We start from the raw sequence: 15,862 nt of genomic DNA, 5'->3' as shown, positions 1-15,862 counted from the left end.
CGCGTCCGAGCGAGCACGGATCGTCGTCGAGGACGGCCTCGACGACCTCGGTCGCTCACCGGCGGCGTATCGTGTCGCCACCGACTTCTACCAGGATCGCGACTGCCTGCAGACCCGTGTCGTCCGCTTCGAGGACTGGGATGCGTACGACGACCTGAAGGCGGCCTGTACGGACGAAGAGTGGCAGTCCGTCTCGCACACGATCCGGTCGCAGCTCGGCCGTCTCGAGACGACACAGCTGATCGACCTCTATCTCTACGAGGGCGAACAGGAGAAGGCTCTCGACAAAGTCCTCGAGAGCCATGACCTCGACGTCTTGCAGGCGTACCGTGCGGACGTCGCCGACCTCGACCCCGAGGCGTACTTCGAGGCCTACCGGGAAGTGCTGGAGCCGTATCTCGCCGCCGAGACCGGACGCAACCACTATCGAACCGTCATCGATCACCTCCGAGAGATGGCGGCGCTCGGACTCGACGACCGATTCGCGGACTTCCTCGCCCATCTCCGCGAGAAGCACACCAACCGGCCGGCGTTCCACGACGAACTCGACAGCGTGGACTTCGACGCTGCGTCGACGCCCACCTCATCGTGATCTCGTTCGGATCGTCTCCATAAGGCGGAGTAGCGCAAAAAACGCTGTTGAGTTGCGTCGCCGCCGGTCGGGTTTATCGCCCCCAGGAGGGGCAGTAGCGTACCCCTATATGCAACCATGTCCGAACACGACGAGCGACGCGGTCCAAAGAGTAGATAGATTATTTTCCTCGTAGGAAATGTCATCTTTCCACAGGGCGTAGTGTGAGCTATGGCTGACTCACGCGAGAGGGGGAGTGAACTGGCGTATGTGTCGCGGTGGAAGGAGGCGACGACGGGGTTCGACCGTGTGCGGTCAGTCGCGTCGTCGCTCGAGGAGCCGCGGACAGCAGGCTGGATCGCCGGGGAGGCGTACGTTTCGGAGCCGACGGCGCGTGATCATCTCGAGCGCCTCGTCGACCTCGGCGTCCTCGTGGTCGACGAAACGGGACAGGGGAAGACGCACTACCCGGATCCAGTCTATACGCGCCTGACTGCGATCCAGGAGCTCGTCGCGGAGAACTCGGAGACAGCACTCACCGAGCAGGCGACCGAGATTCAGGCGGATATCGCGGCGTGGCAGGACGAGTACGACGTCGAGACGCCGCGCGAACTCTGCGCATCGGTTACAGACGATATCGCCCTCACGGAGGCTGAAGCGCGTCTGGAGGCTGCGTCGGACTGGGAATCGGCGCGGTATCAGCTCTCCCTGCTTCGGGACGCGATCGACCACTACGACACCTACACGGCACGCCCCTCCGCCTCCGTATGACTGTAGAGGAGCGGGTCGAGTGCGTCGCGCAGACTGCGTCCGACGATGCGTTCGGTCGTCGCCCACGACGACCGGATGGTGGTCGTGACACGTCGCAGGTCGACGTCGAGAAACGCCATCGTATCTTGCGGTCGTTGCGGGAACAGCTCGAACGGCACCCTGCCGTCGTCGCCACTCGTGGGAGTCCGGACGGACACTACGCCGATGTCACAGTCGACATCGATCCAGCGTACTTCGGCCGCGACGCCACGTCGGCGTCGCTCCGCGTGACCTGGCAGCCAGATCCGCGCTTCCCACCGGGGACGAGTCTTGAAGACCGCCAGCGGACGTCGCTGACGTCGAACTTCAACATCCACTATCAGGAATCGTCGGGATTCGACTGCGGCGTTCATCTCGAACCGAATCCACACGTCGAGGGCCACCTGCACTACCAGGAGCGCATGTCGTCCGACGCCGAGTATGACTACGACGAGGCGTCAATCGAGGCAACAGCACCTGTCGGTGTACTCTGGGAGGTCCGTGCGGTACTTGCGGACCGACTCCACGACGAGTAGCTGTGCACCATCGCTGGTGAGTTGCGTCGCCACCGGTCAGGGGTGTCGCCCCCAAGAGAAGTAGAGGGGGTAGCGGTCCGCCAGCCGCAACGATGTATGATGCCGGTAGGCGACGCGGCCGACAGTACCTCGACACAGCGCTGGAAACTGAACAGCATCCACGCACGCCACTCCTCGGGACGAAGCGCACACAGTACATCGCATACCGAGATGATGTTCCAGAAGCGGCTGTCCAACTGTCGACGGCGTCGCGGACGTGCTTGGGGAAGCGCTAGCGGGCGAGCGACTACCGACGGATCCGGTGGCGCGTACATAGCGCTTCGACTGGGGGCAGGTCGCGGCGGATGCACTCGAGGCGTATCGGGCGGCGCGCGACGGCGAGTGGTGAGTGTAGGAGGCTCTGGTGGTGCTGTCGTGAGCATCGATAATCTGCCGCCGTAGTGGGCTGTCGGTTTGGTGTCGCGAGGAACGGCCTGTCGAGGATCCCGTGCTGGCTCGGTGTGAGGTGGTCGAGCATGCGTTGGGCATGGGGTGTCTGGATGAGTGGCTGGCCGCGATGGAGTTACGTGAACGGACAACAGCGGAGTCAGCTCTTCGCGTCTCGTCTCAGTCGAACATTTATTGCCTGCAATCGCCTACAATTAACTACAGAAACGTACGATGCCTGTTGACCTCCGAACGCACGATCCATCCGACGACGTCGGTATCGACCCACGTACGAACAAGGCCGCCATTATCCGACTCCTCTACACGAACCCCAACTACGGGTTCACACCCTCTGAAATCCACGACCGACTTGCGGATATCCCGAAGGGGAGCATCACGGGTACGCTCACCCGCCTTCTGAACGACGGCGACATCGGGAAGACCGCTGACGGCTACTATCACGCGCTTGAGAGCCGCGACGATCTCCGACGATTCGCTCGCGGCCTCGTTCAGGTTCAGGACCTCACTGACCGCTACGACGATGAGTTCACTCCTGCCGATATTGAGCAGACAGGTGAGAATCCGACGAGTGACGCACAGTCTGGGGCTGAGCAGGACAGCGGCACTACTGAAGGACCTACCCCTGAGGACTGGATCGAGAGTACTGACGATTCCGAGCAGGACTGACGACTCGGTATGACGTGGTACTTTCAGGGGAGCCTCGTCTTCGCAGACGTTCCAACGGGCGCTCATACGAATCCACGGCCTGTCGTTGTCATCTCGGATGCCGAACGACCCTACCTCGAAGAGGAAGCGACCGTCGTGTGTCTCGGCACGAAGGCCGACGACCGGTACGGCCACTCGACGCCTGTACTCCCGAACGACGTCATCACGAATGCCCACCTCAAGAAGACCACGTACGTTCTCCCGTGGGCCATTTATACGATTCCGCTCTCCAGTATTGACGATACGCTCCCGCAGGGACGCCTCACTGACGAAGGCATGGAACTCATCGCGGACGCTGTTGACGACATGATTCGACCGTGAAGTACCTCGGGGACAAGCCCCGAGGCTTCACCGTCTTGACCGCACGACCCAAGACGGGGCGTGCCGTCGCAGACGAATTTAATTCCCCTCGACCATCCGTGTTCGGTTAACACTCCCAGTAATATTCTACGCCTTCCGAGACTCCCTGATTTGGCTGTACACGACGGAATTGAACACTGCTCAACCCTCTCTGAACCGGCGCGTCAGGCTTAACCGAACACCGATGGTGTACGGAGTGTCGGTTTCAGGATCACGCAGATCGGAAAGCGGCGGTATGCGTCTGCCAAGAGTGGTTCGACAGAGAAGATGAGAATGTGCCGTCTCTCGAAACCCTTCCACGTGTGTGGACGGTGAGACGGACGGCATCGGGCCTCGGTGAAGGGGGCGACTCTCACGGACACGTCTCGTGTTCGGGTGTGACCGACCGCAGTGGTCGGCGCGACCCCACTGGGGAAGCGCGAGAGGAATTAAAGCCCGTTGCTCCCCATCCGGGATAGACACGGACGCCGCGCGCCACCGTGCGCGCGGTACTTCACTGGCACTCCCCGAGTGTATGCTGTGGCGCTACCACAACACCTATGTCCGTAGACGGTGATGTCCTATGTGGACAACACAAGGGATCCCGATGCCCGCGACGAAGATCCTCGAAGAAGACGACGAATTCCCCTCCGGTGACCGGTGGCGGATTCTCGCCTGGGACGTCCCGACAAGTGAGGAGTTCCCCGAGGGATTGAAGTATAGTTTCCAGTACCTCGGACCCGGCGATGAACAGATCCTCCGGTACGACAACGCCAACGACGCCCACGGCGTTGGCCGCCATCATCGCCACTACCGTGGCGAGGTAAAGGGAATCGAATTCGAAGGTCTTCGCCCCCACATCGAGAAATTCCTAAACGAGGTCGAAACCATCCATGACGACAAATTCGCCTGACAACGCCCACACGCCGCCGAACGACGCCGAGCACCCGGCTACGCTCCGCATCACGTCGAAGCCATTCGACGAACACAAAAAAAGCGTTCTCGACCGCGCGGAACGCTGGGAAGACGGCGAAGAAGTCCCGCACGTCGTCAACTTCCAGGACGCCAGCCGGCTTCAGCGCGTTCTCACCCCTCGCCGGTTGGAGATAGTCCGGAGTCTAATGAACGAGCCAGCAGAGAGCATCCGCAACCTCGCCGATCGCCTCGATCGGGACATTCGACAGGTGCACGATGACGTCCAGATTCTCAACGAGTACGGAATCGTCCATTTCCGCGAAGAAGGCGGGGCGAAGAAGCCGTACGTTCCCTACGACACCATCAAGATCGAGGTCGAGCTAAACAAGTCGGTCGGCGAGAGCTCGGAATCACCTGCATCCGCCTGACCGAAATCTGGAAGTCGATCACGGTCGACCGTCTCACCACAATTAGTCCTGCACGCGACACCATCGGGATCGTTCCGAACGGTATCGACGTCGAGCGGATTCGGAGTGCGGAATCTGCGACTGATGGGTTCGATGTCTTGTTCGTGGGCCGGTTGATCGAGGACAAGCGGGTCGACGTGCTGCTGGAGGCGTTCGATCGGGTGTCGACGGTCGAGACGCTCGGCATCGTCGGAGACGGCCCGGAGCGAGGCGCTTGCGGCACAAGCGGCCGGTCTCGGAAGTGCAGATCGCGGATCACGTTCACGGGATTCCTGGAGGAGTACGAGGACGTCTTGGCGCAGATGCGCGCCGCCGAGATCTTCGCGTCGCCGTCGACGAGGGGGGATTCGGAATTACGGCCGCGGAGGCGATGGCGGCGGGCTGTGTCGTGATCGCCGCGGACCACCCGGAGTCGGCTGTGGATGAGGTCGTCGACGACGCGGATTTCCTCGCGGCGCCGACGGTGGACGGCGTCGCGGACGTCCTCGAACGGGCGCTGAATGGAGAGCGCCCACCGACCGATCCGGTGGAGCGAGCGAGGAAGTTCAGCTGGGACCGATTGCGGGGGATGCACTGGACACGTATCTGCCACGACTGAAGGAGTGCGGTCTGGTGCGGCATAAGCGCCCGTATTGGGCAATCACGGACGACGATGAACGGCTCCGGAACGCCTACCGCCTCCACCAACACCACCAGACCGCAGACGAGCAGTACGGTGAGGAGACCCTTGCGGAGTTGCAGACGGACGAGATGGGGGTCGTGCGGTGACTTCGCTCGAGGAACTATAGCATCGATTAGAAATAATTGCTTACTTTTGGGATAGTGAGCTGATCGAGAGCGCTATCGATTGCGGTGGTGAGCGCGGTAAGTGAATCAAAGAAGCGATTGCTTAGAGCGGCTTGAAGCTGTCTCCAGCGCTTCTCGACAGGGTTCCGCTCTGGTGAGTACGATGGAAGCGTCACGAAGGCGAGGTCGTCACGATCCGCGAGGCTCGTGACGGCCGACGCCTGAAAATATGGCGCCCCATCAAGGACGACGAGCAAATCATCTTCGAACTCTTCGCATAATGCTGAAATGAAATGTTTCGCGTGCTCGGCGGTAACGTCCTCTTCAAACCGGGAGAAGAAACGATCACCGTCTTCGGTGATCGCGCCCAGCAAGCACGTCCACTCGCGCTGTCCAGAGAGCTCGACCGAAGGCCGCGTGCCGCGCGGAAACCACGCGGCTCAACTTGCACGGATTTCTTGGTCTGGTCGATACAGACTACGGTGACGTCCATCTCCCGCCGCTTTTTTTTGAGCTCGTCGCGGAATTTCTCTTGCTCGTCCTCCTTGGATTCAGCGGCTGTCCGGCGTGGTTTTTGATAGCCCAATCCCGTTTCTTTCGACAGCCGCCGACAGCTCGGGATTGAGTACTCCACGTCGAAAGCGTCATTGAGGTATTCTTGGGCGAGCGCCGGCGTCCACGCCGGCGCGTCGATTCCAACTTCCTCAGGTGGGTCGTGGACAGCGTCCTCGAACTCTTGTTACTGGAATTCTGAGGGTTTTCGGTTTCTCCCAGTTCGCTTAATATCAGTCACAGCCTTCGCAAGCGGCTCGTCGGTGTCGAGCCGCTTGAGCCAACTGTAGATCGTTCGACGACCGGTATCGTACCATCCGGCTAGCTCGGTTTGGGTGACACCGTTTTTGTACGCAATCGCGGCCAACAGTCGCTTTGTGGGCTTCTTCCCCTCAACGTTGTCGAGAGTCTCTTGGAGCTCTTCGATGGAGATCTCGTCGAGGTGTTCCATTACATACTACAACCCTCTCTAGGCAGGAAGTTCTACCGCCTACTATAGTTGTTCTATGACACCCCTGTATTGTACAGGTGTACGTGTTTAGGCCCGGTAAATTTCACTCCGACCCGCTACAAAACTAGAACGGATGGTTCGACGACATATTGTTCGAGCGCGTCGACGAACAGCGACGCTCACGGCGCCGTCGAGCGCTGAACTTGATCCGGTAGCGAGCGACCATCCTGCGGTCGGTGCCGCTGCTCGCCGTTCATCCGCGAAAGAAGGAGTCGATCAAATGACGATGCGCGCCGCGCGGCGCCTCTCAGGCGTCGGGCCAGCGCTCGATGTAGACGCGCTCGTCGGTGTAAAAGCGGACGACGTCCTCGGCCTGGGCGTGGAGGTCGCCAAAGAACGAGTCCTTCGCGCCGCCAAAGTGGAAGAACGCCATCGGCGCGGCCGTCCCGGCATTCACCGCGAGGTTGCCCGCTTCGGCGTTGTGGCGGAACTTCTGGGCTTCCACGCCACTCCCCGTGAAGAGACTCGCCGCGTTCCCAAACTCACTCACGTTCAGGATCTCGATGGCTTCGTCGATGCCGCTGGCGGATATCAGACCGAGGACGGGGCCGAAGATCTCCTCACGGACGATCTTCATATCGGGGTCGACGCCGCTGAAGACGCACGGGCCCAGGAAGTTGCCGCCCTCGTAGCCCTCGACTTCAACGTCGCGACCGTCGACGACGAGTTCGGCACCCTCCTCGATACCGCTCTCGACGAACTCACGGACGCGCTCCTCGTGTTCGGGCGTGATGAGCGCGCCGACAGTCGTCTCGTCGTCGAGGCCGTAGCCGACGACCTGCGATTCGGCCTCCTCAACCACGAGGTCGAGGAACTCGTCGTAGACGGACTCCTCGACGACGAGGACGTCGTTCGCGAGACAGCGCTCGCCGCCGCAGGCCAGCGCGGAGCTGACGGCCTTCGAGGCGGCGAATTCGAGGTCCGCGCTCTCGGTGACGATGACGTGGTTCTTCGCGCCGCCCTGTGCCTGCACGCGCTTGCCGTTCGCGGCCGCCTTCTCGTAGATGGTGCGCGCGACGGGCGTGCTGCCGACGAAGGAGACGCCCTCGATACCGTCGTGCTCGAGGATGGCGTTGACCGTGTCGACGCCACCGTTGACGAGCTGGACGATACCGTCCGGGAAGCCGGCCTCGTCGACGAGCTCGAACATCCGCTCGGAGGTGAGCGGGTCGCGCTCGCTGGGCTTGAGGATGAAGGCGTTCCCAGTGGCGACCGCGTACGGGAGGAACCAGAGCGGGATCATGCCGGGGAAGTTGAATGGCGTAATCGCCGCGTAGACGCCGAGTGGCTGGCGGACAGCGGTCTCGTCGATTCGCGGGGCGGCGTTCTCGACGTGACCGCCTTGCATGAGCGTCGGGATGCCGCAGGCGACCTCGACGTTCTCGATACCGCGGCGAAGCTCGCCCTTCGCTTCGCCGAACGTCTTGCCGTGCTCCTCTACGAGGAGCTCGGCGAGTTCGTCCTGGTGCTCCTCGAGGAGCCGCTTGAGTTCGAACAGGGGTTGAATGCGCTCCTCGATGGGCGCCTGGCGCCACTCCTCGAAGGCGGACTGGCCGGCGGCGACGACCTCGTCGATGTCGCTCTCGGAGCTGAAGTCGACGTTCGCAATCGTCTCGCCGGTCGCCGGGTTCACGACGCGCTGGCCCTCGTCGCTCGCGTCGACCCACCCCCCGTTCACGTAGTTCTGCACTTCTCCGTACTGCGTCTCTTCGGCTGTCATGGGTACAGGCCTAGCTCGACTGTACCACACCTTAAATATTCTGTAATATATGAATAGTATTCGCGATATCTATTATATATATGGACAGATTCCATTGCAGTCGGGCGACGTGGATACGCGTCTACCGAGCAGCTCAGCGTTAGAACAATGTCTTATGTGTGCCTTACAGTACAAAGTTTAATCATACATCGGCTGAAAGTGGGGTTACACGATGTCCCGTCAGGAAGTAGATCAACTGAACGAAATTGAACGTATGGACAAGGAGCACGTCTTCGGCACGTGGTCCTACCAGAGCGAGGTCAGCCCGACGCAGGTCGTCGGCAGCGACGGCATGCGCTTCAGCGACGCGCACGGCAACGAGTTCATCGACTTCTCCGGGCAACTCATGTGCTCGAACCTTGGGCACTCCGCGGAGAAGGTCTCCGACGCCATCGCCGAGCAGGCCGCCAAGGGCGCCTACTTCGCGCCCGGGTTCACCACGGAGGTACGCGCGAAACTCGGCCAGAAGCTCGCCGAAGTGACGCCGGGCGACCTCACGAAGACGTTCTTCTCGACGAGCGGCACCGAGGCGATTGAGGCCGCGATCAAGATCGCGAAGTTCTACACCGGTAAGGACAAGGTCGTCTCGCGCTACCGCTCCTATCACGGTGCGACGTACGGTTCGATCAGCGTCACGGGCGACCCACGTCGACTCGCCGCCGAGCCCGGGATCCCCGGCGCAATCAAGGCGCCCGACCCGTACGCGTACGGCTCCACGCTCGACCCGATGGAGAGTCTCGAGTATATCGACGAGATGCTGATGCTCGAGGGTGACACGGTCGCCGCGGTACTCGTCGAGCCGATCGTCGGCTCGAACGGCATCCTCGTCCCGCCCGCGGAGTACCTCCCGCGGTTGAAGGAAATCGCCCACAATCACGGTGCGTTGCTTATCTGCGATGAGGTAATGGCCGGCTTCGGCCGGACCGGCGAGTGGTTCGGATGCGACATCTTCGACGTCGAGCCCGACATCATGACGATGGCCAAGGGACTGACCGGGGCCTACCAGCCGCTGGGCGCGACGATCGTGAACTCGGAGATCGCAGCGCACTTCGAGGACAACATGCTCACCCACGGGCACACGTACGCCGGCCACCCGGTCGCGTGCGCGGCGGGGCTCGCGACGATCGAGACATACCAGGAGGGAAACCTCATCAAGCACGCCGGCGAGGTCGGAGAGTACCTCGGCGAGCGGATTGAGGAGCTCGCGGCGGCCCACCCGAGCGTGGGTGACACGCGCGGCGTCGGGCTCTTCCGGGGTATCGAGCTCACCAAGAGCAGTGAGGAGCGCATGCCGTTCGGCGAACGGTCGGACAAACTCGCCAAGGGGAGCACCGTCGTCGATCAGGTGGCCGGGATGGCCTACGAGAACGGCGCGTACGTCGCGAACATGATCAACACCCTTATCGTCGCGCCGCCGCTTACCATCACGCCCGACGAGATCGACGAGGCGATCGCCGCCCTCGATGTCGCCCTCAAGGTGTCCGACGACGCGATGGTCGACTGACGGGCGCCACCCGCGGTTTAAACGGACAGCCTTTGTGACGCACAGAAGTCGGAAAGCGTTCGAATAGATCGAAATTTTATAACGGGACGCGGCCTACGATGAACTATGTCCAACGCCGAGAGGCCGGTCGCGGAGCTCGACGAGACCGACCTGGAGCTACTGGAGTATATCGAGACGGACTTCGACGTGAGCCTCGAGACTCTCTCCGAGCAGCTCGACCTCTCGAAGTCGGCGGTCCACTACCGGCTGAACAAGCTGAAAGACCGAGGTGTCGTCGAGGGAGTGACCGCGGACCTCGACCCGCTGGCATTCGGGCTCGACATGGTCGCCATCACGGAGGTATCGGTCACACACGAGAGCGGCTACTCCGAGAAGGTTGGCGTGAAACTCAGCGAGATCGGGGGTGTCGAGCAGGCCTACTACACGATGGGCGATGTCGATTTCGTCGTGATCGTGCGCGTCCAGAACCGGAACCAGATGAACGACGTCATCGACCAGATCGTTGCGATCAACGGGGTTAATCAGACCTCTTCACGGTTCGTCATGGACGAGGTGAAAAGCAATCCGAATGTCGTCGTGGGGATGCCCGCTCGTGCGAAGGACGCGATTCTCGAGCGGGACTGACTCGACAGGTATAGTAGGATCTGGAAGTCTTTGTAGTGTCGATGGAGCCGGGCGCTATCTCTTGGTTTTCGGACCCGCTCTGGGAGATATTACTATATTTGACACGCAGACAGACGTGCCCCTGGTTCTGAGTCAGCCACGGAGAGAAGATTGCTTGCCCCAATATCGAGTAACCAATGGACAGCCAAACAACAGAATAGGAGAGAGACATAGAATACGCCACATACTTTGGTTGGTCTACCTACCGGTTTAAGACATGATGTGTTCACTCAGATATTCACATTGTGAATATGATATATAGATCTCAAAAACAGACGTGAAAAATGGTCTTCCAGCGAACTTGACAATCAGTGAGCGGTGGGCCGATCTTCGCTAGGAAGATATGACTGGATATTCGGCATCGATCGTGACTCCAGTTGAGGAATCACCGTCCAACTGGTCTCCCAAATCCTGTTCTCCGGTCGCTTCTACTGCCCGTTTCGGCCAAATGTATGTAAACTAGCCAATGTGCAAAGCTGAGTAGATGAGCGAATTTCGTTGAGTGAGTGCCTCAGCATCGAACTATATGTCCAAATCTACACAATATTTGCAATCACGCCCTAATATCCGCTATCTGTTGTTTGTCCTGAAATCAACGAGATCGGCTTCTCCGCGAGTTTCCCTACCTCTCACCCAGAGGAAATCGGTCGGTGTGGCTCAACTAGACAGTACCCGACGAACACGATGTTGTCGGTGGTGCTCACGTCAACAGTTACGAGAACCGCCACAGCGTCCTTCACCAGTGGCTAGGGAAGTTCAGATATGTCAAATCACCACTATGGGGTGTCTGGACTTCTTCAGCTTGATTCTCAACGTGGACGGCTGGTTCAAGAAGATATTGGGGACTTCCATCTATAGATGATCGTTCTATTAAACTCCAAATGAGGTACGAAAACTTCTAACAATGACAACTAGGATTGACGGCTCTCAGTCGGGGAGGAGGGCGGAGAAGCGGAGGGAGCGTTACCGAAGACTCAGATGTAGCGCTGGATGAGCTCGGTTGAGAAGACGAGGAGAAAGCTCACGACCAGCGCGAGTGTGCTGATAGCGTTTAGCACCGGCGTGACGCCGCGACCGATCTTCGAGAAGATGTAGATCGGGAGCGTGTTCTGCACCCCGCTCGTGAAGAACGCGATGAGGAAGTCATCGAAGGAGAGCGAGAACGCGAACAGCATCCCGCTGATGATGCCAGGGAGGATGAGTGGGAACGTGACGCGCCGGTAGGTCGTCCAGCGCGAGGCGCCGAGGTCGCGGGCCGCCTCCTCGAGCTCCACGTCGAACTGCCGGAGCGAGGAGGAGACGGTGACGACGACGAACGGCACGACGAAGACGAGCTGGCCGATGATGACCGTATTCAGCGACGTGTTGAGCCCGATCAGGTGGAACCAGATCAGCAGCGCGATACCGAGGATGAGACCGGGGACGGTCATCGGCGTCGTGATCAGGCCGTCGAAGAGGCGTTTACCCCGGAAGTCGTAGCGCACGTAGCCGACTGCGCCGAGCGTCCCGAGCGCCGTCCCGACGACGGCGACGACGACCGCGACGTAGAGGCTGTTGTAGATCGCGTTCATCGCGATATCCGTCGCGAAGAGCTTCGAGTACCAGTGGAGGGTGAATCCTGTCCACGGGAGCGTCGAGAACTCGCCCTTCTCGAAGGAGAACGCGACGATGACCACGATCGGCGTGTAGAGGAAGACGTAGACGAGCGCCGTCCAGCCACCAAGCCAGCCGCCCTCGATACCGGACTTGAGGCGGTTGAGCGCGCTCATGCTATCGCCTCCATGTCCGCGTAGCGCATCAGAATTCCGAGCACAATGGCGACGAAGATCATCACGACGCTACTGAGCGCCGCGCCCGCCGGCCAGTTGCCGCCGCTCCCGAACGCGAAGCTGATGCGAGAGCCGAGGAACGGGATGCCGCCGCCGAGGATGTTCGGGACGATGAACGCACCGACGCTGAAGATAAACACGAAGATGATCCCTGCGGTGAGACCGGGCATCGAGAGCGGAAGGATGACCCGGCGGAAGACCGCGTAGCGCGAGGCACCGAGGTCATAGGCGGCCTCAATGAGTGACTGGTCGATGCTCTCAAGGGCCGCGTACAGCGGCAGGATCATGAACGGCAGCCAGAGGTAGGTGAGGCCGAGCCAGATCGCGAACTTGGTACTGAGCCACCAGCCGATAGGGTCGTTGATCACGCCGATGAACTGGAGGAGCTGGTTGAACGGGCCCTGCTTCGAGAGCACAATCGACCAGCCGTACGTCCGGATGACGTAGTTCGTCCAGAACGGGACGATGAGAAGCATCACGAGCTGGTTCTTGTGGCTGCCGCCGCGGCGCGCAATCCAGTAGGCGATCGGGTACGCGATTATGATCGTCGCGAGCGTGACGAGCACTGCAGTCGTCAACGTGTTGTAGATAGCGACCTGGTTGGGGTAGTACGTGAAGACGTCGACGTAGTGTTGAACCGTGAATTTCGAGACGAGCTGAAAGTTGACCATCTCCATGAATCCGATACCGAACATGATGAGAAGTGGTACAACGAACATCAGCGTCTCTAAAGCGAAGACCGGCCCCGCCGTCGAGAGGAGCTCCAGATTGAGCCCTCCCAACTGCACCTCGGAGAGGAAGCTACGGGTGTCGGTCTGTTCCGAGCCATCTGTTGCCATGTACCCATGGCGATGTTCGTCGGTATTAAAGATTTGTCTCTGCGCTCGAAAACGAAACCGAGAGACAGCGACGGCAAGGGTGCGCCGTTCCGTGGTCGTCGACGCGCCGCTATCGGGGACGCTGTCAGGGCGGGGTGCGGCCCGCCGTCAGATCGAGGGTCGCTATCGGGGAGAGGATCGCCGTCAGAGCGGAGGCGTCGACCGGGAAGTCAGTACTCGTGGTCAACCGCGCGGAAGGCGTCCTCGGCGACCTCGATCGCGTGGTCGATCTGCTCCTCTGTATGCGTGTAGGTGGTGAAGAAGCGCTCGTCCTGGATCGGGTTCCCGAAAATGACCTCGTTGGCCGCGGCCTCGATCCACCAGTCCGCGAACTGCTCCTCGTTTGCCTGCCAGGTGTCGCGGAAGCGGTGGATCTTCGCGTCCGTCATGTACACCTGCCCCATCGAGCCGATGTGCTGGACGTTCGCGTCAACGCCCGTGTCGTCCGCAGCCTCCTGCAGGCCCGTGAAGAGGCGGTTGCCGAGGCGGTCGATGTGGTCGTAGACGTCGCCGCCGTCAAGGACCTCGAGCGTCGCCAGCCCCGCGGCCGCCGCGAGCGGGTGGCCGTTGTAGGTGCCGCCGTGGAACGCCGAGGAGTTCCACGACTCGCCCTCCTCGTCCTCCCCGGGGGGGATTATCTCGTTCATGATCTCCGCCTCCCCGCCGAAGCCGGCGACCTGGTAGCCGCCGCCCGCGGCCTTCGCGAACGTCGCCATGTCCGGTATAACGTCGAAGCGCCCCTGCGCGGAGGCTGGGCCGAGGCGGAAGCCCGTCATTACCTCGTCCCAGATCAAGACGATACCGAGTTCCTCAGTGAGGTCGCGGAGGAACTCGTGATAGCCGTCGCGGGGCTTCAGGCAGCCGCACGAGAACATGACCGGTTCAATGATGACCGCAGCCATGTCGTCGGCGTGCTTGCGTAGGATCTTCTCCGTGTTCCCCTTGTCGTTGAACGGAATGGGGACGACCGTCTCGGAGACCTGCTCGGGGATGCCGGTACCGTGCGGGACCGTGTTCGGTTCCTCGGCCGGGCCGAGCGCCTCCTTGGATCCGTGGACGGACTGGAGCGCATAGTCGTGCGCGCCCGCGTAGCCCCCCTCGGGCTTGGCGATCTTCGACTTCCCCGTGTAGGAGCGCGCGACGCGGAGCGCGTGCATTGTCGCCTCCGTCCCAGAGTTCGACATGCGGACGCGCTCGATGCACGGCGTCATCTCCGCGACTTTCTCCATGAACTCGATTGCGACCGGGGTTGGCGTGGCCGTGATGTCGGAGGCTTCGGCCATCTCCTGGACGGCATTGGTCACCTTCGGGTGGTTGTGCCCAAGGATGATGGGACCGAGCGCAAGGAGGAAGTCGAGGTACTCGTTCCCGTCGACGTCAGTGATGTACGAGCCATTGGCAGACTCGGTGTAGAACGGGTACGGGTCGAACGACCGAATGTTCGACTCAACGCCGAGCGGCGTGACGTCCGCCGCCCGCTCGTGGAACTTCCGGCTCTTCGGGGTCATCTCCCGGTACCGCGCCGCGTGGTCGTGTGGATCGCCACCTTGACTCATCGGTTGCAATTCGCGAGAGCGTCCTAATAAAGGTGGGTGGTAGAGGGCGATAAAAGGGCAATTCGAGCGCCAGTCGTCCAACCTCGTCCACACATCTGTGACGTAGTCGGGAAATCATCCAACTAGAATGACGACTGGCCGCGAGGCACCGTCTAGTTGAGTGGGTTTGAGAAGTGAGGAGGCCGTAGCGAGAACGGATCCTGGAACTCGAAGACCCCCACAAGGAACGCTTAGAGGGAGAATCAAGAGGTTTGGAAGAATGAGCGTACGTCGATACCCGTCCTCTGTTTTGCAGTTCGACTTCATTCGGTGGGGCTGTCGTTACGTGAAGTCAAGGCTGTCTTAGAGTGGCTGGGTGTCGGTCGCGGTCATCAGGTGATTTGGAACTGGAAAGAGACGCTGGCTGAGTAACAAGGCGACCCGCTGACGTTCACGAGAGCGCCGCTCTCGTGTGGCCAACCAGAACCCAACAGGTTCTGGTGACGGCGACGCCGTCGCGGGGCGCGGTCAACGAGAAACAAATCGAGATTGACGGCAAGAAAAATGGCTTTACGCTGCCATCGGCACGGAGTCAAAGCTGCTCTTAGAGGTCGACGTGTACAGCCACCGCGCGATCTGTCCGCGGCGGCGTTCCGCCACCGTCTCACCGAGAAACACGATATTGCCGAGACAGAGTTTCTCGTCGATGCTGGTGGCTATCTGACTGCCCTCGATCGACACGGATCAAGCGGTCATCTCGACTACCAAGACCGGAACCACATCGAAAAATGGTTCCAGACAGTCTCACTGTGGATCGACCGCTTTCACTCGTTTTGGCGGGGCAGTCAATCAAGCGCGAGACGCTGGTTGCGACGGTTCAGACACTCTTACAACGTCATCGGCCGAATCAAGCATTAGACTGGAGAAATGCCAGCTACGGAGGTGCAGAACTATAGTAGAATTTGAAAGTCTTTGTAGAGTCAACCGGTGGAGACAGGCGTGATCCCCTGATTTTCGGAGCAGCACCGTGAGATGTGAGCAAACACTTCTGGAGATTGCTATAAACAGTGCCCCGA

General features: G+C 60.6%; 15 protein-coding genes and 4 pseudogenes. 13 read left to right on the top strand and 6 right to left on the bottom strand.

The annotated features are described in order from the left end of the window. Positions 1–592: pseudogene (locus tag AOZ13_RS14385) on the top strand (SWIM zinc finger family protein); the annotation flags it as partial. Positions 593–802: 210 nt separating this feature from the next. Continuing rightward, positions 803–1,342 carry a DUF7342 family protein gene (locus AOZ13_RS02975; RefSeq protein WP_044957826.1) on the top strand — a complete coding sequence of 180 codons (540 nt, stop codon included), beginning with the start codon at positions 803–805 and terminating at the stop codon, positions 1,340–1,342. On the opposite strand, the gene AOZ13_RS14150 is transcribed toward AOZ13_RS02975, so the two are convergent. Further along, positions 1,312–1,461, bottom strand: coding sequence for a hypothetical protein (locus AOZ13_RS14150; protein WP_020222005.1), 150 nt, complete (start codon positions 1,459–1,461; stop codon positions 1,312–1,314). The two genes, AOZ13_RS02975 and AOZ13_RS14150, sit on opposite strands and share 31 nt — an antisense overlap. Before the next feature lie 6 nt (positions 1,462–1,467). On the opposite strand from AOZ13_RS14150, the gene AOZ13_RS02970 reads away from it, so the two are divergent. The 8 genes and pseudogenes from AOZ13_RS02970 to AOZ13_RS14765 form a co-directional block, all read left to right on the top strand. Then, positions 1,468–1,896, top strand: a complete 429-nt coding sequence (locus AOZ13_RS02970) for a hypothetical protein (protein WP_234402819.1) — start codon at positions 1,468–1,470, stop codon at positions 1,894–1,896. Between the two features lie 660 nt (positions 1,897–2,556). Continuing rightward, complete coding sequence (locus AOZ13_RS02965; RefSeq protein WP_020222003.1) at positions 2,557–3,009, top strand: hypothetical protein; 453 nt, start codon at positions 2,557–2,559, stop codon at positions 3,007–3,009. Positions 3,010–3,018: 9 nt separating this feature from the next. Next, positions 3,019–3,369 carry a type II toxin-antitoxin system PemK/MazF family toxin gene (locus AOZ13_RS02960; protein ID WP_020222002.1) on the top strand — a complete coding sequence of 117 codons (351 nt, stop codon included), beginning with the start codon at positions 3,019–3,021 and terminating at the stop codon, positions 3,367–3,369. A 625-nt stretch (positions 3,370–3,994) separates the two neighbouring features. Continuing rightward, positions 3,995–4,300, top strand: a complete 306-nt coding sequence (locus tag AOZ13_RS02955) for a toxin-antitoxin system TumE family protein (protein WP_020222001.1) — start codon at positions 3,995–3,997, stop codon at positions 4,298–4,300. Next, positions 4,281–4,730 carry an HVO_A0114 family putative DNA-binding protein gene (locus AOZ13_RS02950; RefSeq protein WP_020222000.1) on the top strand — a complete coding sequence of 150 codons (450 nt, stop codon included), beginning with the start codon at positions 4,281–4,283 and terminating at the stop codon, positions 4,728–4,730. Before AOZ13_RS02955 ends, AOZ13_RS02950 begins: the two co-directional genes overlap by 20 nt. A gap of 152 nt (positions 4,731–4,882) precedes the next feature. After that, positions 4,883–5,161, top strand: coding sequence for a glycosyltransferase (locus tag AOZ13_RS14775; RefSeq protein ID WP_234402818.1), 279 nt, complete (start codon positions 4,883–4,885; stop codon positions 5,159–5,161). Next, positions 5,140–5,367, top strand: a complete 228-nt coding sequence (locus AOZ13_RS14770) for a hexosyltransferase (protein WP_021779772.1) — start codon at positions 5,140–5,142, stop codon at positions 5,365–5,367. Before AOZ13_RS14775 ends, AOZ13_RS14770 begins: the two co-directional genes overlap by 22 nt. Then, a pseudogene (locus AOZ13_RS14765) lies at positions 5,355–5,537 on the top strand (MarR family transcriptional regulator); the annotation flags it as partial. The gene AOZ13_RS14770 and the pseudogene AOZ13_RS14765, both read left to right, overlap by 13 nt. Positions 5,538–5,563: 26 nt before the next feature. On the opposite strand, the pseudogene AOZ13_RS02935 reads toward AOZ13_RS14765, so the two are convergent. Both AOZ13_RS02935 and AOZ13_RS02930 read right to left on the bottom strand, forming a co-directional pair. Further along, positions 5,564–6,558: pseudogene (locus tag AOZ13_RS02935) on the bottom strand (IS630 family transposase). Between the two features lie 307 nt (positions 6,559–6,865). Continuing rightward, on the bottom strand, positions 6,866–8,338 hold the full coding sequence (locus AOZ13_RS02930) for a CoA-acylating methylmalonate-semialdehyde dehydrogenase (protein WP_021779771.1): 1,473 nt from the start codon (positions 8,336–8,338) through the stop codon (positions 6,866–6,868). 253 nt (positions 8,339–8,591) lie between these two features. On the opposite strand from AOZ13_RS02930, the gene AOZ13_RS02925 reads away from it, so the two are divergent. Both AOZ13_RS02925 and AOZ13_RS02920 read left to right on the top strand, forming a co-directional pair. After that, entirely contained in the window at positions 8,592–9,881 is a 1,290-nt protein-coding gene (locus AOZ13_RS02925; RefSeq protein WP_020220521.1) for an aminotransferase family protein, read from the top strand. 105 nt (positions 9,882–9,986) lie between these two features. Then, complete coding sequence (locus AOZ13_RS02920) at positions 9,987–10,505, top strand: Lrp/AsnC family transcriptional regulator (RefSeq protein ID WP_020220520.1); 519 nt, start codon at positions 9,987–9,989, stop codon at positions 10,503–10,505. 1,013 nt (positions 10,506–11,518) lie between these two features. Here AOZ13_RS02920 and AOZ13_RS02915 read toward each other — a convergent pair. The 3 genes from AOZ13_RS02915 to AOZ13_RS02905 all read right to left on the bottom strand — a co-directional run bounded on the left by AOZ13_RS02915 (position 11,519) and on the right by AOZ13_RS02905 (position 14,807). Continuing rightward, positions 11,519–12,313 carry an ABC transporter permease gene (locus AOZ13_RS02915; RefSeq protein WP_020220518.1) on the bottom strand — a complete coding sequence of 265 codons (795 nt, stop codon included), beginning with the start codon at positions 12,311–12,313 and terminating at the stop codon, positions 11,519–11,521. Further along, entirely contained in the window at positions 12,310–13,212 is a 903-nt protein-coding gene (locus tag AOZ13_RS02910) for an ABC transporter permease (RefSeq protein WP_020220517.1), read from the bottom strand. The genes AOZ13_RS02915 and AOZ13_RS02910 overlap by 4 nt, the downstream gene beginning before the upstream one ends. A gap of 209 nt (positions 13,213–13,421) precedes the next feature. Further along, entirely contained in the window at positions 13,422–14,807 is a 1,386-nt protein-coding gene (locus tag AOZ13_RS02905; protein ID WP_020220516.1) for an aspartate aminotransferase family protein, read from the bottom strand. Positions 14,808–15,080: 273 nt separating this feature from the next. On the opposite strand from AOZ13_RS02905, the pseudogene AOZ13_RS02900 reads away from it, so the two are divergent. Further along, positions 15,081–15,752, top strand: a pseudogene (locus tag AOZ13_RS02900) (IS6 family transposase). Positions 15,753–15,862 lie beyond the last annotated feature (110 nt).

Origin of the sequence: Halarchaeum acidiphilum MH1-52-1 (genome assembly GCF_000474235.1) — an archaeon.
Classification (GTDB): Archaea; Halobacteriota; Halobacteria; order Halobacteriales; family Halobacteriaceae; genus Halarchaeum; species Halarchaeum acidiphilum.
The sequence above is the reverse complement of the archived record's forward strand: the minus strand, read 5'-3'. Positions and strand labels throughout refer to the sequence as shown.

Bases quoted from the DNA above. Each gene is read 5' to 3' on its own strand.
- AOZ13_RS02975 (WP_044957826.1), top strand. From the start codon at position 803: ATGGCTGACTCACGCGAGAGGGGGAGTGAACTGGCGTATGTGTCGCGG.
- AOZ13_RS14150 (WP_020222005.1), bottom strand. From the start codon at position 1,461: ATGGCGTTTCTCGACGTCGACCTGCGACGTGTCACGACCACCATCCGG.
- AOZ13_RS02965 (WP_020222003.1), top strand. From the start codon at position 2,557: ATGCCTGTTGACCTCCGAACGCACGATCCATCCGACGACGTCGGTATC.
- AOZ13_RS02960 (WP_020222002.1), top strand. From the start codon at position 3,019: ATGACGTGGTACTTTCAGGGGAGCCTCGTCTTCGCAGACGTTCCAACG.
- AOZ13_RS02955 (WP_020222001.1), top strand. From the start codon at position 3,995: ATGCCCGCGACGAAGATCCTCGAAGAAGACGACGAATTCCCCTCCGGT.
- AOZ13_RS02950 (WP_020222000.1), top strand. From the start codon at position 4,281: ATGACGACAAATTCGCCTGACAACGCCCACACGCCGCCGAACGACGCC.
- AOZ13_RS14770 (WP_021779772.1), top strand. From the start codon at position 5,140: ATGGCGGCGGGCTGTGTCGTGATCGCCGCGGACCACCCGGAGTCGGCT.
- AOZ13_RS02930 (WP_021779771.1), bottom strand. From the start codon at position 8,338: ATGACAGCCGAAGAGACGCAGTACGGAGAAGTGCAGAACTACGTGAAC.
- AOZ13_RS02925 (WP_020220521.1), top strand. From the start codon at position 8,592: ATGGACAAGGAGCACGTCTTCGGCACGTGGTCCTACCAGAGCGAGGTC.
- AOZ13_RS02920 (WP_020220520.1), top strand. From the start codon at position 9,987: ATGTCCAACGCCGAGAGGCCGGTCGCGGAGCTCGACGAGACCGACCTG.
- AOZ13_RS02915 (WP_020220518.1), bottom strand. From the start codon at position 12,313: ATGAGCGCGCTCAACCGCCTCAAGTCCGGTATCGAGGGCGGCTGGCTT.
- AOZ13_RS02910 (WP_020220517.1), bottom strand. From the start codon at position 13,212: ATGGCAACAGATGGCTCGGAACAGACCGACACCCGTAGCTTCCTCTCC.
- AOZ13_RS02905 (WP_020220516.1), bottom strand. From the start codon at position 14,807: ATGAGTCAAGGTGGCGATCCACACGACCACGCGGCGCGGTACCGGGAG.